Origin of the sequence: Elioraea tepidiphila DSM 17972 (assembly GCF_000378465.1) — a bacterium.
GTDB lineage: Bacteria > Pseudomonadota > Alphaproteobacteria > Acetobacterales > Acetobacteraceae > Elioraea > Elioraea tepidiphila.
This window is the reverse complement of sequence record NZ_KB899933.1, coordinates 1-21,686: the sequence shown is the minus strand read 5'-3', so window position 1 is coordinate 21,686 and position 21,686 is coordinate 1. Positions and strand designations below refer to the sequence as shown.

16 protein-coding genes, 1 tRNA gene and 1 pseudogene are annotated in these 21,686 nt (G+C 70.2%); 11 read left to right on the top strand and 7 right to left on the bottom strand.

What is annotated here, in order from left to right:
* Positions 1-70: 70 nt before the first annotated feature.
* Both F563_RS0116795 and F563_RS0116790 read left to right on the top strand, forming a co-directional pair.
* The gene (locus F563_RS0116795; protein WP_019015852.1) at positions 71-1,651 is read left to right on the top strand and encodes a hypothetical protein; all 1,581 of its coding nucleotides are present in this window, start codon (positions 71-73) and stop codon (positions 1,649-1,651) included.
* Positions 1,648-4,098, top strand: coding sequence for a phospholipase D-like domain-containing protein (locus F563_RS0116790; RefSeq protein WP_019015851.1), 2,451 nt, complete (start codon positions 1,648-1,650; stop codon positions 4,096-4,098). Before F563_RS0116795 ends, F563_RS0116790 begins: the two co-directional genes overlap by 4 nt.
* 256 nt (positions 4,099-4,354) lie before the next feature.
* Here the strand turns inward: F563_RS0116790 and F563_RS0116785 are convergent.
* A tRNA-Ser gene (locus F563_RS0116785) sits at positions 4,355-4,444 on the bottom strand.
* 49 nt (positions 4,445-4,493) lie between these two features.
* The gene (locus F563_RS0116780; RefSeq protein ID WP_019015850.1) at positions 4,494-5,219 is read right to left on the bottom strand and encodes a response regulator transcription factor; all 726 of its coding nucleotides are present in this window, start codon (positions 5,217-5,219) and stop codon (positions 4,494-4,496) included.
* Between the two features lie 395 nt (positions 5,220-5,614).
* Between F563_RS0116780 and ribA the strand changes: the two genes are divergently transcribed.
* A complete protein-coding gene (gene ribA, locus F563_RS0116775) occupies positions 5,615-6,790 on the top strand; it encodes a GTP cyclohydrolase II (protein ID WP_084596661.1) in 1,176 nt (391 codons plus the stop codon).
* A gap of 119 nt (positions 6,791-6,909) precedes the next feature.
* Entirely contained in the window at positions 6,910-7,524 is a 615-nt protein-coding gene (locus F563_RS24100; RefSeq protein WP_019015848.1) for a hypothetical protein, read from the top strand.
* A 12-nt stretch (positions 7,525-7,536) separates the two neighbouring features.
* Here the strand turns inward: F563_RS24100 and F563_RS0116765 are convergent, their stop codons facing one another.
* Positions 7,537-8,226, bottom strand: a complete 690-nt coding sequence (locus tag F563_RS0116765; protein ID WP_019015847.1) for a YggS family pyridoxal phosphate-dependent enzyme — start codon at positions 8,224-8,226, stop codon at positions 7,537-7,539.
* A 48-nt stretch (positions 8,227-8,274) separates the two neighbouring features.
* On the opposite strand from F563_RS0116765, the gene F563_RS23020 reads away from it, so the two are divergent.
* The 7 genes from F563_RS23020 to F563_RS0116730 all read left to right on the top strand — a co-directional run bounded on the left by F563_RS23020 (position 8,275) and on the right by F563_RS0116730 (position 16,329).
* On the top strand, positions 8,275-8,889 hold the full coding sequence (locus F563_RS23020) for a thiamine phosphate synthase (protein WP_342662338.1): 615 nt from the start codon (positions 8,275-8,277) through the stop codon (positions 8,887-8,889).
* 183 nt (positions 8,890-9,072) lie between these two features.
* Positions 9,073-10,341: a porin gene (locus F563_RS0116755; RefSeq protein WP_019015845.1), complete on the top strand. Its 1,269-nt coding sequence runs from the start codon at positions 9,073-9,075 to the stop codon at positions 10,339-10,341.
* Positions 10,342-10,484: 143 nt separating this feature from the next.
* Positions 10,485-11,003: a DUF3576 domain-containing protein gene (locus tag F563_RS0116750; RefSeq protein WP_019015844.1), complete on the top strand. Its 519-nt coding sequence runs from the start codon at positions 10,485-10,487 to the stop codon at positions 11,001-11,003.
* Between the two features lie 104 nt (positions 11,004-11,107).
* Entirely contained in the window at positions 11,108-13,711 is a 2,604-nt protein-coding gene (gene leuS / locus F563_RS0116745; RefSeq protein WP_019015843.1) for a leucine--tRNA ligase, read from the top strand.
* Positions 13,677-14,207, top strand: coding sequence for an LPS assembly lipoprotein LptE (lptE, locus tag F563_RS23015; protein ID WP_019015842.1), 531 nt, complete (start codon positions 13,677-13,679; stop codon positions 14,205-14,207). The genes leuS and lptE overlap by 35 nt, the downstream gene beginning before the upstream one ends.
* The gene (gene holA / locus F563_RS0116735) at positions 14,204-15,229 is read left to right on the top strand and encodes a DNA polymerase III subunit delta (RefSeq protein WP_019015841.1); all 1,026 of its coding nucleotides are present in this window, start codon (positions 14,204-14,206) and stop codon (positions 15,227-15,229) included. Before lptE ends, holA begins: the two co-directional genes overlap by 4 nt.
* A 110-nt stretch (positions 15,230-15,339) precedes the next feature.
* The gene (locus tag F563_RS0116730; RefSeq protein WP_019015840.1) at positions 15,340-16,329 is read left to right on the top strand and encodes an MBL fold metallo-hydrolase; all 990 of its coding nucleotides are present in this window, start codon (positions 15,340-15,342) and stop codon (positions 16,327-16,329) included.
* Between the two features lie 129 nt (positions 16,330-16,458).
* Here the strand turns inward: F563_RS0116730 and F563_RS0116725 are convergent, their stop codons facing one another.
* The 4 genes and pseudogenes from F563_RS0116725 to F563_RS0116710 form a co-directional block, all read right to left on the bottom strand.
* Positions 16,459-17,427 carry a Bug family tripartite tricarboxylate transporter substrate binding protein gene (locus F563_RS0116725; protein WP_019015839.1) on the bottom strand — a complete coding sequence of 323 codons (969 nt, stop codon included), beginning with the start codon at positions 17,425-17,427 and terminating at the stop codon, positions 16,459-16,461.
* A 65-nt stretch (positions 17,428-17,492) separates the two neighbouring features.
* Positions 17,493-19,310, bottom strand: a complete 1,818-nt coding sequence (locus tag F563_RS0116720; RefSeq protein ID WP_019015838.1) for a PHA/PHB synthase family protein — start codon at positions 19,308-19,310, stop codon at positions 17,493-17,495.
* Between the two features lie 320 nt (positions 19,311-19,630).
* Positions 19,631-20,125, bottom strand: a pseudogene (locus F563_RS0116715) (IS256 family transposase); the annotation flags it as partial.
* Positions 20,126-20,146: 21 nt separating this feature from the next.
* Positions 20,147-21,532: an IS1182 family transposase gene (locus tag F563_RS0116710; RefSeq protein ID WP_019015836.1), complete on the bottom strand. Its 1,386-nt coding sequence runs from the start codon at positions 21,530-21,532 to the stop codon at positions 20,147-20,149.
* Positions 21,533-21,686: the final 154 nt, after the last annotated feature.

The following is a 21,686-nucleotide window of genomic DNA, read 5'->3' as shown; positions in this document are numbered from 1 at the left end:
CCGTGCCGTCTCGCGACCTGCTCCCGACCTCCCACGAGGCCATCTGAAAGTGTCAACAACCTCGCGCCCGTTGGTCGCGATACCGGAATGGACGGAACTCCGGCAAAAGAGCGGCCTCGACCCGCTCGGCATGCAGGCCGCTTCCGTGAATTTGTACCAGCGGCTCGTTCCCGGCATCAGCAATGTCACCCTCCGCATTCGATACTACGGGCTCTATGCGTGGCTCTGCCGTACCTACGCGGAGCGGATCGGCGACACGCGTCTGGAGAGCTGGAAGCGAACGGTCCGGCGAGCGGAGGCCTTACTCGCCCTCGTCGCGGCCAATGCCGCTGGCGAAGATGGTAATGGTGGTGTGGCTGGCGTGCTCTGGGCCGCCCGCCGTCTTGGGGAGCACCGCGGCAGCCTGATCGACTTCAGGCAGGACACTGATCCAGGCGGCGCCGGTACGCCCTACTTGAAGCAGGCCTGGGGCGCCTACGGCGCGGCCTATGCCAGCCAGCTCTACGAGGTAGGCGTCTTCGGGGAGGCAAGTCAGCACGAGATTCCAGTACCGGCGCCGGGCCTTGGCGACGTGCTCGCGGACGGCTTCGCCGAGGCGATTGGCCCTCTGGCCGACTCCTTCTTCACGCTCGCTCAGGAGGGGCGCGTCACCAAGGCGGATCTCGCGTCCCTGACGCCGGTTCTCCCAGCGGGCATCGGGGAGAACACTGCCGAGCGGGACGCGTACCAGCGGCTCCTCTTCGCCGCATTCGAGGATCCGAGGCCGAACGACGTCGCGCGCCAGCGCTCTCTCCGGCTTGCTCTCCAGATCACGGGCGTGATCGACGGCGAAGCGAGCGCGGATGTCCTACGCTGGGTGTGTTATGCCGGGGCTGCGCCCAACGGACAGCCGGTCACCCGTCTTGGGGACGAGCTAGAGGCGCATCGGCAGCGCTGGTGGGCCTACCAGGCCGGCGACCTCGGCCGCATCGCCTGTGAGGCTCTGCTGAAGTGGCTCCTCGACACGGTCGAGTCCTATACGACAGGCATAGAGCCTGCGCGCGCGGTTGCCGAGGCTGTGGACGCGCTTGAGGTGGGCGCTGCGGGCTGGCCGCGGACATGGCGGCAGCTGGTCGCTGCGTTGCCGACGGCCACGAATTCTCAGTCGCGCGCGGAACGGGGGTCGGAGCGCGCCCTCTCCGAGGCCGTCTTGGATGCGGGGAGGGGCGAAGAGCGAGCAGACGTCGCCAGCGCTCGGGCTGCCATCGAGTTGCTGGCCGTATTGCACCAGCGCTGCGCGCCGAGCCGCGCTCTGCTCGCGGCGGAACTCGGTGGTGAGGGGATCGATGGCGCGGCCTTCCGGTCGCTCGCATCTGAGCTCGCCTTCCTAGACGCCTACCAGGATGCGCCCCTCGACCAGACACTGGCCCGGCTCATGCGGGAGCGGGTGCTGGATCGGCATCTCTGGGTCGCCATGCAAAAGCTGCGACATCAGGGCGACTACACCTTCCTGCTTGAGGCCGACGACGGAAAAGTCCGCGTGCGCTCAAAAGATGGGCCGGTGCTGACCAACCCCAGGCTCGGCAATGCCCTGACGTTTCTGCGCGACATCCACCTCCTTAGTCCTTCCGGGCTGACCGAGCGCGGACGCGAGCTGGCGGAGGCGACATGAGGCTCTACGAGCGCCTGGGAGACACGGGGTACCACACCGCGATCATCAGCAGCTTTGGGATCGACTTCGAGGCGTTCGAGACGATCGCGCTGAGCCGGCTCCGCGGTGCCGGCTGCCGCAACGTCGTGCTCATCGCCGATGCGGCGATGGTGGGGCTAGCGCTAAATGGCGGCTCGCCCCCGCCGCGCTCTGCCGGCGCGCACTACCTGCTTGTGAAAGCGTCGGCGAGCGGCGGCGTATTTCATCCGAAAATCTTCCTCCAGCTGGGCCGCAAGGGTGGGCGGATGATCGTCGCGTCTGCCAACGCAACGGGGGCTGGGTTGGCAGGAAATCTGGAGCTCGCAAGCCTCCTCGAGTGCGGATTGGAGGACACGGGCGAGCAACGCCTCATCGCCGCTGGGTGGGCGTTCCTGAGGCGCTTCCTCGACGAGCGGCAGCAGGCCGTGGCGGACAAGATAGAGTGGGCTCGGGCCCGGACGCCTTGGCTCTTGCGTGCACGTCCGGCGGAAGGTCTCGAAACGCTGGCAGACGGCACGCAAGCGGCGTTCATCGCGTCCGGCGCGCCCGAGGGGATCGGCGCCCGTTTTCTCCGAATGGTCGGCGATGCGTCCGCCGACCGGTTGATCGTGCTTTCGCCGTACTGGGATGAGAGGCTCGCGGCGCTCAGGCAGCTCCAGGAGCGCCTCGACGCAGCTGAGACGGCGGCGCTGATCGACACAGTGCAGGGCCTGTTCCCGAAGGACGCGCTGCGGAACGGGCGCGCGGTCCGGGTGGGCGAGCTTGCGGGCTTCGATGAGCGACGCTTCCCGAAGCGCAACTCGCGGTTTGTCCATGCGAAGCTGATCGTCGCGAATACCGGAGATACCGATCACGTGCTGGTCGGCAGCGCGAACTGCACCCTGGCCGCTCTGGGCCGCGGGGAGGAGCCCGGCATCAACGAGGAAGCGTGCCTCTATCGGCGTGTGCCCGCCGGTCGGGTCTTGGACGAGCTGGGCCTGACGGTGGTCGCAGATGGCGGACGTACGGTGGATGCTGCCGACATCCCGGCCTATGAACCCGGTGAGGCACTGCCGCTTGACGACGCGCGCGCCAGCGACCCCGGGACCTTTGAGGCCGTGTTCGACCGGCTGCGCTGGTGGCCGTCTTCGCCCGCGCTTGGGACTGACGTCCTCCACGGGTCGGCCATTGTCGAGCTGGTTGCGAATGACGACGCTATCGTCGACGTGCCGCTCGAAGCTGTGGCTGCCGCCGACACGTCGCCACTCGTGTTCTCAATCCCCGCCGGTGCGGCGCGTCCTAGGGTCGCCCGCGTCCGCTTCCAAGATGGCCGGCGTTCCGGAGCGGCGGTGGTCGCCTGCGTGGGCGAGCTGCGTTCGGAGACGCGCGAGCCGATGGGATCCCGGGGCGAGAAGGCAGCTGCGGCGCTCGACGACGCGCAGGAAGAAGGTCTCTGGTTGCTTGAGATCCTCGACGATCTCGAGGCGGCCGACCGCGGTGCCGCAACTCATCCGCCGTCGGACGCCTTCGTGCCGCGCGGGCCTCGCGTCCCGGATCGGGGGACGCGGCCGTCGCAGATGCTGGACTACACGGCCTTCCTGGCCGGACGGCGGCGGCGGGTCGAGCCGGGCGAAAGGGAGCGGAACAGCCTGGCGGGCAGCGCTTCCTCTCGGGTGCGCGCGTTTCTGAACCGCGCGCTCGGCGTGGCGCGGGCCGGCGCCGATGGAGAAAGTCGCCCTGACGACGATCGTGAAATCCTGAAGGCGCTCGACACCGGCGACGAGGTTGCCGATGGCGCCTCTGCCATTGAAGGTGGCCTGGAACTCGGACAGATGGCGGGGCCGCGCGCCAAGACCGCGCATCCGGCGCTGCGGCGCTTGGCTGACGCACGTGCGTTCGGCGATGCCGTGAGCGCCTTCGGCAAGCGTATGGCAGAGGCGAAGGAGATCGGCTCGAAGGAGCTCCTTCGGCTTCGCGCCTTGCTGACTGCGATCGCGATCGGCGGCTTCGGCGACGCGACGCGGAAACCGACTGCGGTGCAAGTGCTGCCCACAGCGGCAAATGGCTCCGCAGAGACCTGGCCGCGCCTTATGGGGCGCACGCTTAATGTCTTCTTCGGCGGGCGCGAACCCGCGGTGCGTCGGCTGGAGCTCGAGGCGGTCCATGACCGGCTGCCGACCGACGTCCTGGAGACCTGGGCGACGTGCATATGGGCCGCCGAGACCGCCCTAACGGCTTCGCGTCGCGCGCCGACCCTGGCAGCACTCGTGCCGATTCTGGAACGGCTAGTCGAACAGGTGACTCTGTGGGTCGCGCTGACGCCAGAGGAGCGTTCCTCCCGTGACTTCATCGCGGTGCGCGAGGCCTTGGACCAGCGCTTCCAAGAACGTCTGGGGCTGAACCGGCCGCATGCGGCTCCCCTCAGCAGTCGTACACTGATCGATGCCTGATTTGCGGTCGGGCTTGGGTGGCGAACGAAACTCGAACTTTCAGGCGGCGTTGGGCGTGTAAGGCACTGAAGTGATTGCGTTTTTCCAGGCGTACTAAATCGGCCAGGTCAGGAGATCCGGAGAGAACTGGCCGCCGGAGAGCGATTTTCGGCCGTTTCCACGTCGCGCCGGTCAACAGGTCTGCTCGGAGAATCCCCGGAAACCTGCCACTCAGCGCGGTGGTCGGTCTGGCGGAGAGTGCGGCTCGTATGGGAACTGGCGGAGGGGGTGGGATTCGAACCCACGGTACGGTTGCCCGTACACCGGTTTTCGAGACCGGCCCGATCGACCACTCCGGCACCCCTCCGCGGCGAGGGGTCACTACACCGCGCCGCCCGCCCGCGCAACGCGGCCCGTCAGGCTGCCTGGACCGGAGCCGGCATCCAGGACGCGTTCAGCTTGTACCCCCCGCCTTCGGTTACCAGCAGCCGCGCATTCGACGGGTCGGGCTCGATCTTCTGACGCAACCGGTAGATGTGCGTCTCGAGCGTGTGCGTCGTCACCGCTGCGTTGTAGCCCCACACCTCGTTCAGCAGCACCTGGCGAGCCACCGGGGCGGAAGCGGCGCGGTAGAGGTATTTCAGGATCGCGGCCTCCTTCTCGGTCAGCCGGATCTTGCGGTTGCGCGTGGGCTCGAGCAGAAGTTTCGCCGCCGGACGGAACGTGTACGGTCCGATCGAGAACACCGCGTCATCGGAGTTGTCGAAGATCGCGAGGTGCCGGCGCAGCCGCGCCAGCAGCTCGCCATAGCGGAACGGCTTGACGATGTAGTCGTTCGCGCCCGCGTCCAGGCCCTTGATCGTGTCGGCCTCGGTGTCGGCCCCGGTCAGCATGATCACCGGCACCTTCACGCCGAGCTTGCGCAGCCTCTGCGTGAACTCCCGCCCGTCGCCGTCCGGCAGCCCGACATCCAGAAGCACGGCATCCACACGCGCGTCCTTGCGTGTCAGCACGGCCTCGGCCTCCGCGAGGGTTTCCGCCTCGATCGGCTCGAACTCGCCCTCGCCCTTCAGCTGCTCGGCGAGGGTCGCGCGGAGGGCGCGGTCGTCATCCACGATCAGGATCGGTCGGGCAAGCGCCATGGGGGTCATCTTTCGTCCGCATCTCCCAACGTCATGATGCCAGCCGCGCGGCTGGCGGGGCAAGAATCGGCCGCGGCCACGCAGGCAACATGCGCTAGACCGCGCCGGGGTTGCGGATCCGTGTCCGTCTGCCGGCCGGTATGTGGGGTCGGATGGGGGGGCGCCGGCACACGATCACGCGAGCGTGCGCCGGACCGCCGATTGGCAAGGCGTCGGACGCATCTGGCGAAGTGCGGCCGGCCCCCCATATCGCAAAGGCCTTTGAAACGATCTTGCGCTGCCGCAATCACTCAACCGTGCCTGCGCGCCCGCAGGATCGATGCCTGCCTGCCATCTTCGCGCCCCGATCGACGGCCGAAATGTCGCCCGGGAACGCCGACACCATCGAGAGAGACATGCGGACCAGCCCATTTCTTGCCGCGCCTGGAGACGTGCCTGCGCTCGCCGCGGAGCTCGACCAGTCGGAGGGCGAGCGTCGCCTGCGCCAGGTGCATCGCGCGATCGCCGAGCTGCGGCGCGGCGCCCCTGTGCTGGCGCTCTGCGAGGAGGGGGCGTTCCTGGTCGCGGCGGCGGAACTGTCCGGTGCGGCAACGCTCGTCCGGCTCGGCGCGCTCGCCGCCCAGCCGGCGCAGTTGCTGCTCGCGCCGACGCGCGCGGCCGCCGTGCTGCAGCGTCCAGCGCCGGGCGGTGCTGCCGCTCCTGCCGTCGCCATCCGGCTGCCGCCGGGCACGACCCCGGCGCTGCTGCGCGCCTTCGCCGACCCGACCGCCGAGCCTGCCGCCCTGCGCCCCGAGCCCGCCCCGCTGCCGCCCGAGATCCCGGCTGCCGTCGCCATCCGGCTGGCCAAGCTCGCGCGCCTGCTGCCGGCGGTGCTGGCCGCGCCGGTCGCCGAGCAGGCCGATTGGGGGGCGTTCGCCGCCCGCCACGACCTGATCGCCGTGCCGGGCGCGGACGTGCTCGGCTATCCCGACACGGTCGCGGCAACGCTCACCCGCGTCGGCGAGGCGCGCGTGCCGACCGAGGACAGCCGCGAGACCCGCATCATCGCCTTCCGCCCGGCCGATGGCGGCACGGAGCACCTGGCCATGGTGGTGGGCGACCCCTGGTCGGCTGCCGAGCCGCCGCTCGTGCGCCTGCACAGCGAATGCTTCACGGGTGACCTGCTGGGCTCGCTGCGCTGTGACTGCGGCCCGCAGCTGCGTGGCGCGCTGGCGCGCATGGCCGAGGAAGGGGCGGGCGTGCTGCTCTATCTCTCTCAGGAGGGGCGTGGCATCGGTCTCGTCAACAAGCTGCGCGCCTACCAGCTCCAGGACGAGGGTGCCGACACGCTCGATGCCAATACCCGCCTCGGCTACGGCGCCGACGAGCGCAACTTCCTGATCGCCGCGGCGATGCTGCGCGAGCTCGGCATCGACACGGTGCGGGTGCTGACCAACAACCCCGACAAGGTCGCGGCCCTCGCGGCCTGCGGCATCCGGGTCGCCGCACGCGTGCCGCACCGCTTCCCCGCCAACGAGCACAACGATCGCTACCTCCAGACCAAGGCGGAGCGGTTCGGCCACCTGTTCTGACCCGGCAGGCTCTGCCGGGCGGCGGCCGGCTCTTGCCGCCGGGACGGTGAGGCGGCACCGGCAGACGGGCGGGTTTCCTGGGCGAGCCGATTGGCACGGTGGTTGCTGCCCCGTCGGGCATGATCGGCTCGTCCCTGCCCCTGCTGCCGCACGGCCTGCGCCAGGCGCCCGATGGCGGCCCGCCCTTGCGCGAGGACGAGGCCGTGCCGATGCCGGTCGAGATCTCGTTCGGCGACTTCCTCGCCAACCTGAACCCGCTGCACCACATCCCCGTGGTCGGCTGGGCCTATCGCCAGATCACCGGCGAGTCGGTGAACCCGGCGTTCCGCGCGCTCGGCGGGTTCCTGCTCGGCGGACCGGTCGGCGCGATCATCGCCGCGGTCGGCGCGATGGCCGAGAGCCTGTTCAGCGACTCGCCGGATGGCGGCGCGGGCGGCGCGGTGGCGGTGGCGCCGCCGCTGCCGGCCGGAGCGGCGACGGCGGCCGCCCTGCCGCGTGCCGCCGGCACGCAGCTCGCCGACGCGGTCCCGCTCGCCGACGCGGCCGTTGCACCGGTCGACGGCCAGGCGCTCGCCGCCCGGCTCGGCGCGCGCTCCTACCGCGCCCCGTCCGAGGCCGCGCTGCCCGCGCTGGCCGCCTCCCGCCCCGCCGGCGAGAGCGGCTTCGCCGAGCGGATGATGCGCGGGCTCGACGCCTACGACCGCACCTTGCGGCTGCGGCGCGACGGGACCTGAGGCCCGGTCCGTTCAGCCCTGAGGTGGTGCCGGCCGGGCGCCGAAGATCGCCGTGCCGATCCTGACATGCGTCGCCCCGTGGGCGATCGCGGTCTCGAAGTCGCCGCTCATGCCCATGCTGAGCTGGCTGAGGCCGTGGCGGGCGGCGCAGGCGGCGAGCCAGGCGAAATGCGGCGCCGGATCCTCGTCCACCGGCGGGATGCACATCAGTCCGCGCACCGGCAGGTCCCACTCGTCCAGGCACAGATGGATGAACTCGTCCGCTTCGGGCTTCGGAATGCCGGCCTTCTGCGGCTCCTCGCCGGTGTTGACCTGGATGAACAGGGTCGGCGCGCGCTTCTGCCTTGCGATCTCGCGCGCGATGACCTCGGCGAGCCGTGGCCGGTCCAGAGTCTCGATGACGTCGAACAGCGCGACGGCGGCCGCGGCCTTGTTGGTCTGCAGCGGGCCGATCAGGTGCAGCTTCAGGCCGCGATGGGCGGATTTCAGGGCCGGGTACTTGGCCTGGGCCTCCTGCACCCGGTTCTCGCCGAACACGTTCTGGCCGGCGGCGATCGCCGCCTCGATCGCCGGCCGCTCATGGGTCTTGGACACCGCGACCACCGTGACCGAGGATGGGTCGCGGCCGGCGCGGGCGCAGGCGTCGGCAACCCGGGAGCGGACCGTGGCGAGGGCGGCGGCGATGGCGGTGCGTTCGGACATGGCATGGCGCAAGGGTTGATCGGAGCGGCGCGGCGTCTGCGGCGCAGGATGCGTCGGCTCCCGTGGCTGATCCTTATGACCGATCCGGCCCGGGGCGGCGACCCCCTCGCGGCCGCTGCGGCACTTCCACGTGGATGTGTTGTCATTCTGCGTCACGACTCGGTGCCGGGGCGGGCCGATCTCGCGAAGCGGCTCGCGCGGCTCTGCCGGGCGCGTGGGCTGCGTCTCTCGATCGCGCGTGACGCACGGCTGGCGCTGCGACTCGGCACGGGGCTCCATCTGGCAGACGGCATGGAACCGCCGGTTCTTTGGCGGCTGCACCGTCGGGGCCTGTTGACCGTCGCCGCGCACGGTCCGGCCGCGCTCGCGCGGGCGCGTCGGATGAACGCCGATCTGGCCCTGCTCTCGCCCTTGTTCCCGACCGCGAGCCATCCTGGCGCGCGCGCCCTGGGCACCGTGCGTTTCGCCCGGTTCAGCCGCGCCGCGCGGCTGCCGGTGGCCGCCCTCGGCGGCATCACCGCGCTGCGCGTCACCGCCGCTGCCCGGGCCGGCGCCGCGGCGATCGCGGCGGTGGGCGCCCTGGCGGCGCGGCCCTGTCAGTCCGGCGCGTTCGGACTCCGCCCGCCCCCGCCCGTGTTGCAGCCCTGCCACGGTGTGCCCTGAAACGCACGATTGCCCGTTCGGGGCCGATGGACACCCTCGCGCTGGCTTGAGCATAGTCTGTCCCAGGCTCGGTGATCCGCCTTGGGCGTGACGCGCATGCGTCTCTCCAGGGGCTCGGGGAGGGGGCCATGAACTGCGCGTCGGGTCGTCCGGCGCGCGCTGAACTGAGGAGAGGGATACAGGATGCGCAAGATCCTCCTCGCCACGGCGGCAGGGTTTGCCGCGATGGTGGCGGATGGTGCGACCCCCGCGCGCGCGCAGTCGGCTGCCGAGGTTTCGGGGCAGACGCCGCAGCCGGGTCTCACCGGATATGTCCAGGGCCGGTTCCGCTTCTACGGCGCTCTGGTGAGCCAGGACGGTGACAGCAGCGCCTCGGGCAAGCTGTCAAGCTACGACTTCTTCGACTACGGCCGGATCTGGGTCGGCGCCGACGGCGTTGCCGCGAACGGCCTCCGCTACGGCGCCCGCCTCGAGCTCCGCATGCCGAGCGATGGTGCCCGTGGCGATGGCCGCGGCACGGTGTTCTACCGCCGCGCGACCGGCTACATCGGCACGCCGACCCTCGGCCAGCTCCGCTTCGGCACGGGCACGGTGCTCGCGGTCGAGCAGATGCACACCGGCCACATCATGGGCAGCATCGCCTCGGGCCTGCTCGACGGTGACCAGAACGTCGTGTTCACCGGCCAGGGCGGCCTGGTCGCCAGCAGCTTCTTCTACTCGTCCTCGGTCGTGAACGGCCGGTCGGGCATCGGCTACTACTCGCCGCAGTTCTTCGGCTTCGATCTCGGCCTCAGCTACGCCGCCAACGACGGCAACCTGAACGGCCAGTGCGGCGCCGGCGGTGCGGCGTTCACCGGGTGCGACCGGGCCTCGTCGTCCACGACCGACGCCGGTCGCCAGCGCAACATCATCGACGCGATGCTGCGCTACCGCGGCACGTTCGGGCCGGTCGGCCTGACGGCCTCGGGCGGTTTCCGCACGGCTGATGTTGTCGACGACCCCACCCCCGGCGCGGTTGGCTTCAAGCGCGCCACCGCTGGTGTGGTCGGCGCGCAGGTGACCTGGGCTGGCCTCACCTTCGGCGGCATCACCACCTTCGGCCCCTACAACCGGGGCTTCACGTCTCTGCCGAAGAGCAGCCCGGCGACGCAGAACCGCAACGCGTTCAGCTGGCAGCTCGGTGCGCGCTACACGATCGGCGCGATCACCTTCGGCGCGGCGTATCATGAGCTCCGTACCGAGGGCAGCACCGCTGTCGGCACGGGCAAGCTGAAGGAGCGCGGCTTCGGCATCGGCGCCAGCTATGCCCTCGCGCCGGGCCTCGCGCTGTTCGCCGAGTACCTGTACTCGAAGGTCAGCGAGTCGGGCCGCGACTTCAACACCTTCCAGGCGGGCACCCAGGACAGCTTCAAGGCCAATGTCGGCCTCCTGGGCATCGGCATGGCGTGGTGAGTGCGTGACGGCCTCGGCCGTCAGGTGATCGGGGGGCGGGGCGACCTGCCCCCCTTTCTGTTGCCCTGTCGCGATCCGTGTTGACGCGCGTCCCGTCACGGTCCATGCGTGCCGGGATGATCCACCACTGCCGGCGATGAGCCATGCGACGTCCCAGCCTGATCCTGCTCGCGCTGCTTCTTCTCGCCGCCTGCGGCCAGGGCCGCTATGTCGAGGAGGACGAGTACAACGACCCGCGCCGGGACAACATGACGCGCGGCCGCCTGTTCGGTGAGAGCGGGCTCATCCTGTTCGGTACAAACAGGAGCCCGCGCGACGAGGGCGGCGGGGCGCTCGGCGTCAACGCCTTCCTCTGGCGCGGCGCGCTCGACACGCTCTCCTTCATGCCGCTGTCCTCCGCCGACCCCTTCGGCGGCGTCATCATCACCGACTGGTATTCCCCGCCGGAGGCGCCGGACGAGCGCTTCAAGGTCACCGCCTACATCCTCGGCCGGCAGTTGCGCGCCGACGGCGTGCGGGTCTCCGTGTTCCGCCAGGTCAACAGCCGCGGGCAATGGGTCGACGTGCCGGTCACGCCGGACATGGCGACCGCGCTGGAGGACAAGATCCTGCTCCGGGCGCGCGACCTGCGCGTGCAGTCGGTCCAGACCGCGGGGCGGTAGGGAAGAGTAAAATGAGCGAGGGGAGCGCGTCCGCTCCCCTCGCGCACCCCTGGGGAACCGCGCCCTCCCGCTGGTCGGGCGCCGACGCTACACTCCGCATTGCAATGGACCAGATCGCCGATACCGCCCGCTACGACCCCGCGCAGGCCGAGCCGCGCTGGCAGCAGGCCTGGGAGCGGGCCGGCTGCTTCGCCGTGCCCGACGTGCCCGACGGCACGCGCCCGAAGTATTACGTGCTGGAGATGTTCCCCTATCCCTCGGGGCGCATCCATATGGGGCACGTGCGCAACTACACCCTCGGCGACGTGGTCGCCCGCTACAAGCGCGCGCGCGGCTTCGCCGTGATGCACCCGATGGGCTGGGACGCCTTCGGCCTGCCGGCCGAGAACGCCGCGCGCGAGCGCGGCATCCACCCCGCGACCTGGACCTGGGACAACATCGCCACCATGCGCGGCGAGCTCAAGCGCATGGGGCTCTCGCTCGAATGGTCGCGCGAATTCGCCACCTGCGATCCGGCCTATTACGGCCACCAGCAGGCGCTGTTCCTCGATTTCCTTGCAGCCGGCCTGGTCGAGCGCAAGGAGGCCTTCGTCAACTGGGACCCGGTCGATCACACCGTGCTCGCGAACGAGCAGGTGATCGACGGTCGCGGCTGGCGCTCGGGCGCCGTGGTCGAGCGCAAGAAGCTCAGCCAGTGGTTCCTCAGCATCACGAAATACGCCGACGACCTGCTGGCCGCGCTCGACACGCTCGACCGCTGGCCCGAACGGGTGCGCACCATGCAGCGCAACTGGATTGGCCGCAGCGAGGGCGCGCGCGTCCGATTCGCGCTCGCCTCCCCGATCGACGGGCACGACAGCGTCGAGGTGTTCACGACCCGCCCCGACACGCTGTTCGGCATGAGCTTCCTCGCCCTCAGCCCGGACCACCCGCTCACGGCCGCGATCGCCGCGCGGGATCCGAAGGCGGCCGCCTTCGTCCAGGAATGCAGCACCCTCGGCACCACCGAGGCCGCGCTGGAGACCGCCGAGAAGCGTGGCCACGATACGGGGCTGACGGTCCGCCACCCCTTCAACGGCCGCACCTACCCGGTCTGGATCGCGAACTTCGTGCTGATGGAGTACGGCACCGGGGCGATCTTTGGTTGCCCGGCCCACGACCAGCGCGACCTCGAGTTCGCGCGTAAGTACGGCCTCTCGGTGACGCCGGTCGTGCTGCCGAAGGGGATCGACGCTGCGGGCTTCGCGGTCGCCGACACCGCCTTCACCGAGGACGGCACGCTGATCAACTCGGATTTCCTCGACGGGCTTGAGGTGCCGGCGGCGAAGCGGCGGATCATCGAGGAGCTGGAACGGACCGGACAGGGAACCGGCGTGGTGCAGTGGCGACTGCGCGACTGGGGTGTCTCGCGCCAGCGCTACTGGGGCTGTCCGATCCCCGTGATCCACTGCGACGCCTGCGGCATCGTGCCCGTTCCGAAGGACCAGCTGCCGGTACGCCTGCCGGACGATGTCGATCTGTCGCGGCCCGGCAACCCGCTCGACCATCACCCGACGTGGAAGCACGTCGCCTGCCCGCGCTGCGGCGCCCCCGCCCGCCGCGAGACCGACACGATGGACACCTTCGTCGATTCCTCGTGGTACTTCGCGCGCTTCACCGCGCCGCACGCCGCCACCCCGACCCACCGCGCCGCTGCGGACGCCTGGCTTCCGGTCGACCAGTACATCGGCGGCATCGAGCACGCGATCCTGCACCTGCTCTACAGCCGCTTCTTCACCCGCGCGATGCGCGATACCGGCCATCTCGGCCTCGCCTCGGGCGAGCCCTTTGCCGGACTGTTCACCCAGGGCATGGTGAAGCACGAGACCTACCGGGACGCGCAGGGACGCTGGCTCTACCCGACCGAGGTGGCGAAGCGGCCGGACGGGACGGCGGTGCATGTCGGGACCGGCGCGCCCGTCACGGTCGGGGCGGTCGAGGCGATGAGCAAGTCGAAGCGCAACACCGTCGATCCGGGCGCGATCATCGACCGCTACGGCGCCGACACGGCGCGCTGGTTCATCCTCTCCGACAATCCGCCCGAGCGCGACATGGAGTGGACGGAGGCGGGCGTTGCCGGCGCGTACCGGTTCACCCAGCGGGTCTGGCGTCTCGTCTCGGCAGCGGTGCCAACGCTGCCGCCGCATGGCGCGGCCGTGCCGACAACGTTCTCGGGGGAGGCGCGCGCGCTGCGGCGCACCACGCACAGGACCATCGCCGCCGTCACCGCTGCGCTCGAAACCTTTGCCTTCAACGTTGCGGTCGCGCGGCTATACGAATTCGCGAGCGCGATCGCCGACGCCAAGGGCGAGGGGACCGATCTCGCCTGGGCGAGGCGCGAGGCGCTGGAGGCGCTCGTACGGCTGTTCGCGCCGGCAATGCCGCATCTCGCTGAGGAGTGCTGGTCGCTCCTCGCGCCCGGCGCCGGGCTCGTCGCGCAACTGTCCTGGCTCGACCATGACCCGGCCCTGGCGGCCGCCGACACCGTCACGATCGCGGTGCAGGTGATGGGCAGGCTGCGCGGCACGATCGAGGTTCCGGCCGGTGCCGACGAGGCGACGGTCCTCGCCGCCGCCGAGGCCGAGGAGAATGTCGCGCGCGCCATCGCCGGACGACCGATTCGGAAACGCATCCATGTCCCGGGCAAGATCGTCAATCTCGTGCTCTAGGCGCGCGGCGCTGCTGGCGCTGGTCGGCGGCTGCGGCTTCCGCCCGATCTACGCCGACGGCCCCGCCGGGCAAGGCGGTGTCGCGGCGGAGCTCGCGGCGACGCGGGTCGCGCTGATTCCCGAGCGGACGGGCCAGCTCCTGCGCGCGGCATTGAATCAACGACTGCGCAACGGCGCGGGCGCGCCGGCGCAGAACGAGCTTCAAGTCGCCGTTTCCCTCACGCGCCAGGGGGTCGGCGTGCGTGGCGACGACACGGCATCGCGGGTGCGCGTGTCGGCGGTCGCGAACTACACGTTGACCTCGCTCGGCTCCCGCGAGCCGCTCGTCACCGGCCGCGCCTTCGCCGCCGACGCGTTCAACGTGATGTCGAACGAGTATTTCGCCTCGCAGCTCTCCGGCGAGGCGGCCGACGAGCGCCTGACGGAACGGCTCGCCGACGATATCGTCGCCCAGCTTGCGGCCTTCTATGCGCGCCGCGCCGCGCGGACATCGTGAAGGTCGAAGGGGCGCGGATCTCTACTTTCCTGCGCAACCCCGGCGCCGCCCGGGGTGTGCTTCTGCACGGCGAGGACGAGGGGTTGCGGCGTGAACGCGCCGAGGCGCTGGTGGTCGCCGTCGCCGGCGCACGCGATGACCCGTTCCGTGTCAGCGTCGTTCCGCGTGAGGCGGCAGCCGCGGATCCGGGCAGGCTCGCCGGCGAGATGGCCGCGATCAGCATGATGGGCGGCAGGCGTGCGGTTTGGGTGCGCGATGCGACCAACACGCTCGCTGCCGCGGCGGAAGCCGCGCTCGCCGTGCCGGGAGACTCCCTGCTGGTGATCGAGGCCGGCTCGCTGCGGCCGGCAGACAAGCTGCGGGCGCTCTTCGAGCGCCGGGCCGATGCCGCCGCGATCGGCTGCTGGCCGGAGACGGGTGCCGACCTGCGCACCTCCATCGCGGCGACGCTGAAGGAGCTCGGGGTCGGGGTCGACACGGATGCCCTCGCTTGGCTCTCCGATCATCTCGGTGCGGACCGGGGCATCACCCGGCGGGAGCTCGAGAAGCTGGCCCTCGCCGTCGGGCCCGGCGGCCGGGTCGATGTCGCGTCCTGTGAGGCGGTGGTGGGGGATCACGCGACCCTCGACCTGGACGCCGCGCTGTTCGCGGCCGCCGCCGGCGATCTTCCGCGCGCCGACCGCGCGCTGCGCCTGGCGATCGCGGAGGGGGCCAATCCGGTCGCCATCGTGCGCGCCGCGCTGAGGCACCTGCAGCGTCTTGACCTTGCGCTTGCCGAGGAGCTCGACCGGCTGAGCCCGAAGGAAGCCGCCCGCCGCGCGCGACCGGCGGTGTTCTTCCGTCACGAGCAGGATTTCGCGCGCGCTCTCGCGTCCTGGACCCGGCCGCGCGTGGTGGCAATTGGCGATCGGCTGCTCGCTGCCGAGGCGGCGTGCAAGACCACCGGTGCACCGGATGCGCTGATCGCCGCGCGCGCCGTGCAGGAGATTGCCCGCACAGCCTCGGCCGCGCGCCGCGGCTGACCGCCTGGGTGGACGATCCTTCAGTGCAGCGCCATGCAGTGCTGTGCTAGGTTCACCTGCCGCCATTCCGGCGAACCGAGCCACGCAACGACAATCGGAAAGAGGATACGATGAGCGCACTCCCCCCATTCGCGCTTGGCAGGCGCCGCCTGCTTGCCGGAGCGCTCGGCGCCGCCATCCTGCCCGTGCTGACCCGTCGCGCCGACGCGGCCGCTCCGATCTCGGGCGTCAGGCCGGCCGACTGGTACCGGACGCGCTTCGGCGAGTTCGAGATCACCGTGGTCGGCGACGGCGATCTCGATCTCGGCGAGCCCGCCGCCGGGTTCCCGGGCCATCCGCGCGATGACCTGACGCAGTTGCTGCGCGCGAATTTCCGCTCCACCGAGAAGCTCGTCCTGCCGCAGAACTGCTTCGTCGTGAATACCGGCCGGCAGATGGTGCTGTTCGACACCGGCGTTGGCTACACGCGTCCGTTCGGCCCGCACACCGGCATGTTGCTCGCGAATCTGCGCGCGGCCGGGATCATGCCCGAGCAGATCGATGCCGTGGTGTGCAGCCACGGCCATATCGACCATGTCTGGGGCATCATCGGCGGTGACGGCAAGCCCAACTTCCCGAACGCGCAGGTGTTCATCAGCAAGGCCGATTTCGACTTCTGGACCGACGAGGCGCGTGGACGCACCGACGGCTGGGTCGGCGTGTTCGTGCAGGGCGCGCGACGTAACCTGCTGCCGGTGCGCGAGCGGCTCACCTTCGTCGAGGACGGCAAGGAGGTCGTGCCGGGCGTGATCGCGGTGTCCTCGCCTGGGCACACGGTCGGCCACACCGCGTATGTGGTCCAGTCTGGCAACGCGAAGGCGATGTTCATCGGCGACCTCGCGCATCATGAGGTGATCATGCTGCGCCGGCCGCAGATCGAGTTCGCCTATGACACCGACCCGAGGCAGTCGGCGCAGTCGCGCCTGCGGCTGCTGCGCATGCTGGCGCAGGAGCGGATCGGCGTGATGTCGTACCATTTCGCTTTCCCCGGCCTTGGCCATGTGGCGGCCGAGGGCGAGGGGTTTGGCTGGTATCCGCTGCCCTGGGGCGTCAATCTCTGACCCGGTCGGCCGGGCGACCCGCGGTCGCCCGGCCGCCTCAGGTATGAATTTTCCTTCGGCGCGCACACGCCACACCAGTCCTGCGCGCGATACCGGGCTGCCAAAGGTGAAGCCTTTCGCAGCCCGGTATCAGCGCCCCCAGGGCCGCTGACGGAACAGGTCCCGCACCGCCTGATCCGTCTCCGCGATCATGGCGCGGTACTCGGCGCCGACCAGCAGCCTGAGCGGCAGCGTCGCCCGCGCGGCATCGCGCCGAAAGTCCGGATCGATGAAGGTCGCCCGGAACGCTTCCTCCAGCCGACGCACGATCGGCTCCGCGATGCCTGGCGGTCCGACAATGCCACGCGAGGAGCCGCCGGTGATGTCGAAGCCCTGCTCGCGGAAGGTCGGCACGTCCGCAGCCTCGCTCCAGCGTTCGGTCGCTGCCTGGCCGAGGCTGTGCACGCGGCCGTCGCGCATGGCCGCGAGGATCTCCGAGACATTGCCGACCGCCACCTGGATGTGTCCGCCGAGCACGTTCGACAGCATCGGTGCGAAACCCTGGAACGGCACGTGCACCATCGGCTCGACGCGCGCGAGGTCCTCGAGCCAGAGCATGAGGATGTGATCGTCCGAACCGATCCCCGTGGTGCCGTAATGCAGCTGGCCCGGTCTCGCCTTGGCCGCGTCGATCAGGTCCTTGAGGGTACGGAACGGCGAGTCGCGGCCGACGAAGATGGTGTTCGGGTCGTAGACCACGTTGGCGAGAAAGGTGAACTCCATCGGCCGGTAGCGCACCGGGCGCTCGACTGGGAACGAGTTCAGCGCCGGCACCGCGACCGCGCCGAGCGTGTAGCCGTCCGGTGCGGCGTTGAAGGTCGCCTCGAACCCGACCTGACCGCCCGCGCCGGCGCGGTTGGCGACGACGAAGCGCGCGCCGGGCAGGTGCTTGGCGACGAAGGGCAGGGTCAGCCGCGCCATCACGTCCACCCCGCCGCCGGGCGGATACGGCACGATCACCTCGATCGGCCTCTCGCCGGGCCACGCGGTCTGGGCACGCAGGACGGGCGGGGCGGCAAGCACTGCACTGGCGGCCGCGAGGCCGCGACGGGTGATCATGACGTTCCTCCCTCGGGTCTTGAGGGGCGGAGCTTGCGAGCGGCGCATCCGCGCGTCAACGCGCGCTACCGCATCCGCACATAGCTCCCGGGCGCATCGGCGAGGGGCGGGTGATGCGCGCCGCCCGGTCCGCGCGCCGACACCATGCGGCCGTCCTGCGCGGCAAGCCACGAGGTCCAGGCCGGCCACCACGACCCCGTGCGCGTCTCAGCCGCTGCGAGCCAGGCGTCGGGATCGAGATGCGGCTCCCCGGCGTGGTGGGTGCGTATCCGATATCGCCGTCGCGGATGGCCGATCGGCGAGACGATGCCGGCATTGTGCCCGCCATTGGTGAGCAGGAACGTCACCTCGCCCTCGGTGAGATGGTGGATCGCGAACACGCTGCGCCAGGGGGCGACGTGATCCGTCTCGGTGCCGACCGCGAAGATCGGCGGGCGGATGTCGTTGGGCGAGACCGGCCGGTCGCCGACGATCCAGCGGCCGGCGACGAAGTCGTTGTCGAGGAACAGGTGGCGAAGGTAGTCGCCGTGCATCCGCGCCGGCATCCGGGTGGTGTCGGCGTTCCAGGCCATCAGGTCGGTCATCGGCGCGCGGTCGCCGAGCAGATACTCGCGCACCAGCCGCGACCAGATCAGGTCGTTCGAGCGCAGCAGCTGGAATGCCCCCGCCATCTGGCGCGCCTCCAGAGTGCCCCTCACCGCCATCATGTCTTCCAGCAGCGCCACCTCGCTCTCGTCGATGAACAGCGCGAGCTCGCCCGGCATGGAGAAATCGGTCTGCGCGGCCAGCAGCGTGAGGCTCGCCAGCCGGTCGTCGCCGTCGCGGCCCATTGCGGCGGCCGCGATCGCGAGCAGCGTGCCGCCCAGGCAATAGCCGAGCGCGTGCACCCGCTCACCGCCGCAGATCGCGCCGATCGCATCGAGGGCGGCCATCACGCCGAGGCGGTGGTAGTCCTCCATCGTCAGATCGCGATCCTCGGGCCCCGGATTGCGCCAGGAGATGCAGAACACGGTGAAGCCCTGATCGACGAGATGTCTGACGAGCGAGTTCTCCGGACGCAAATCGAGAATGTAATATTTCATGATCCAGGCCGGCACGATCAGCACCGGCTCGGCGTGCACCGTCTCGGTCCTGGGCGCGTACTGGATCAGCTCGATCAGCCGGTTGCGCAGCACCACCTTGCCGGGCGTGCAGGCGACGGTTTCGCCGACGCGGAAGGCCTCTGCACCGACCGGCGGCATGCCCGCGAGCGCGCGGGATGCGTCTTCGACCGCGTGCTGCCAGCCGCGCAGCAGGTTGAGGCCGCCCTCCGCCGCGGTCCGGCGCAGCACTTCCGGATTGGTCGGCAGCCAGTTGGCCGGCGAGACGACGTCGAGCAGCTGGCGTGCCACGAAGTTCACCACGTGCTCGTGATGCGCCGACACCCCACGCACCCCTGTGGTCGCGACGTGCCACCATTGCTGGGTCAGCAGGAAGGACTGCGCGAGCAGGCTGAACGGCGGCTGGCGCCACCCTGGATCGTCGAACCGGCGGTCCTGCGGCAGCGGCTCGATGCAGGCGGCATCGGCTTGGCCGACCGCGCAGCGCGCGGCGTAGTCGGCGAGCCGGGCGAGCTTGGTCGCGACCTTGGTCGCCAGCATCGCCTGCCGCCCGGGCAGCACGGCGAGATGGACCGCCCAGTCTGCGAAGGCCAGCGCCAGCGCGGCGGGCGAGATGCCGGCCGTCAGCCGTGCACCCTGGCCCCGCAGGACGCGGTCGACGGTATCGCCGAGCCGCTCCATCGCCGCGCCCAGCGTCTCGGGCGTCAGGCCGGCACCCTCGGAGATGCCGCCCGTCTGCGGGACATCTGCCTGGCGGGGTGGGGGCGGATGGACTGCCGTCATGCGTCGTCTCCGTTGCGTCGCCACAAAAATCAGCTTGGCACGAGCTGTCGCCGGTCTCCTTGATCCAACTCAGGGCCCGGCGCCGGGGCTCGCTGAAGCGGCCTCGGCCGATGGAGGCGCGTTGATGCCAACGACGGCACCCGCGATCCGAGACCTGTCCGAACGACCTCCTTCGTTCCGTTTGCGCATCTCCATCCGATCGGATGAAGCCCCCGATCCGCCTCTGCCTTAGCAGCCTGTGGGATTTCCCGTCCGGTCGTATCCCGCGTCGTGGTGTAGCTGGCGGTGAGCCGGCGCGTTTGCTGGCCTGGCCGGGCTGATCAGCCTGCCATTGCGGGGAGGCTGACGGGTGCATCATCGCTGACGGGGCTGATGCTTTCCAGGGTGATGTAGCGGGCGCGCTGGACGGCCCATTCGTCGTTCTGTTCGAGCAGGATGGCACCGACGAGGCGTGTGATGGCGGCCTCGTTGGGGAAGATGCCGACGACCTCGGTGCGTCGCTTGATCTCACCGATCAGGCGTTCGAGCGGATTGGTGCTGTGCAGCTTGGCGCGGTGCTGGGGTGGGAAGCTCATGTAGGCGAGTACGTCGCTCTCGGCCTCCTCCATCAGGGCGGCGAGCTTCGGCAGCTTGGGTCGTAGTTGGTCAGCGACGCGGCGCCACTGCATCGTGGCGGCAGTCGCGTCATTCTGGGCGAACGCGGTGGCGATGAAGGCTGAGACGGGCCCCCATCGCGCCAAGCCGCGATGGGAACCCGGGACGCGCCGGCCGCTCTTGCCGGCATGGGCAAGGGCGTTGCGCATGAAGTGCACGCGGGGGCTGTTGAACAAGGGGCGTCAGGTTGACGCGAGCGCTGCTCTGGTGCGCCCGGACCGCGGCGCGCTTGCGTGCTGGGCGGTGAGGATGGTGGCGAATGCACACAGCATGACGGCGGTGGCGGCCGCCAGACGCTTGAGGTTGATGGCGGCGGCCATCAGGTAGACCTGGATCCTGATCTTGGTCAGGCCGCGGCGCACCGCGCGCACCAAGCCGTGGCGGGTCTTCGCTTCGCCGTGCACGCCCTCGACGCGCCAGCGGTGGCGGGTATAGACAGCCTTGTCGTGATCGCTCCATCGCTCGCGCCGGCGACGGGCGCGTAGCAGCGCGGCGTAGTCGTCACCGACCACCACCGCCTTGTTGACGCGCCCGCCCGAGAGGCAGAGCCGGGCCAGGTCGCAACGCCGGCAATCCCTGGCGCGCGCGGTGAAGAAGCGACCATGCTTCACGCGCCGACCCGGCTTAAGCGCCTTGCCGCGTGGGCAGATGAGGCGGTCGTGGCGGGCATCGTAGCGAAAGCGCCGCATCGGCACTGACGAGCGGATCGGCTCGGCCTTCGGCGGGATGACCGCCGCGATGCCACGTCGTTCCAGCGCGCCGTAGACCTTGGCATAGGCGTAGCCGGCATCGGCGCTCACGATGGCGACGGCCGTGCCCGTCACCGCCTCGACACGCTCGATCGCGGGCACGAGCTCGCCGCCCTCGTTGAGTTCACCCGTCGTCGCCTCGACGTCGACGATCACGCCAGCCTGGTCGCAAACGGCTGTGTGCTGCTTGTACGCCGGTTCGAGCCGCTGGTGGCGGCCCGTGGTCGCCATCGTCGCATCGGGATCGGTGGTGCAGACCTTCTTGTATTTGCCCGTCTGCTTGCCGTCGCGCACAGTCACGTCGATCGGCTCGTTCTCGGCTTCCACCGTTTCGACCCAACGTTGCGCAAGCGCCTCCCAGCTGACATCGGCGCGGATCAGCGTGGCGTCGACGTGCACCACCTCGCCTTTCGCGATCCCGGCCGCCACGCACGCCGTCACCGTGCGCTCGAAGATGCGGCGAAAGCGCGCTGCGCCCCAGCGTTGGCGAATGCGCGTGAGCGAGGAGTGGTCCGGCAGGGGCTCCGTCAGCCCGAAGCGCGCGAACCAGCGGATCGCCACGTTCACCGCCGCCTCGCGCATCAGCCTCCGGTCATGCACAAGGCCAAGCAGGAAACCGGCCAGCATCAGCCTGACCGCCGCTTCCGGATCGATGCTGGGCCGACCGGTCTCGGCGCTGTACTGCCCAGCCACCTCGTCACGCAGCCAACTCAGATCGAGCACCCGGTCGACGCGGGCGAGCACATGTTCATCGGGGATCAGGTCACGCAGAGAGCCGGCGAAGAACTCGTACTGCTCCGGTCCACGTCGTCCCAGCATGCTTGCCCCTCACCGCATCGCTGCGAGATCGAATCAGAGACCAGGCATTTTTTCAACATGAACCGCTCCGGTTTTGCTGGAGGCTGTTTGGTTTGAGTCACGCGGCCAGTTTCTGGTCGTCAAGCATGGCGTAGTAGCGTTCCTCGGCTTCGGC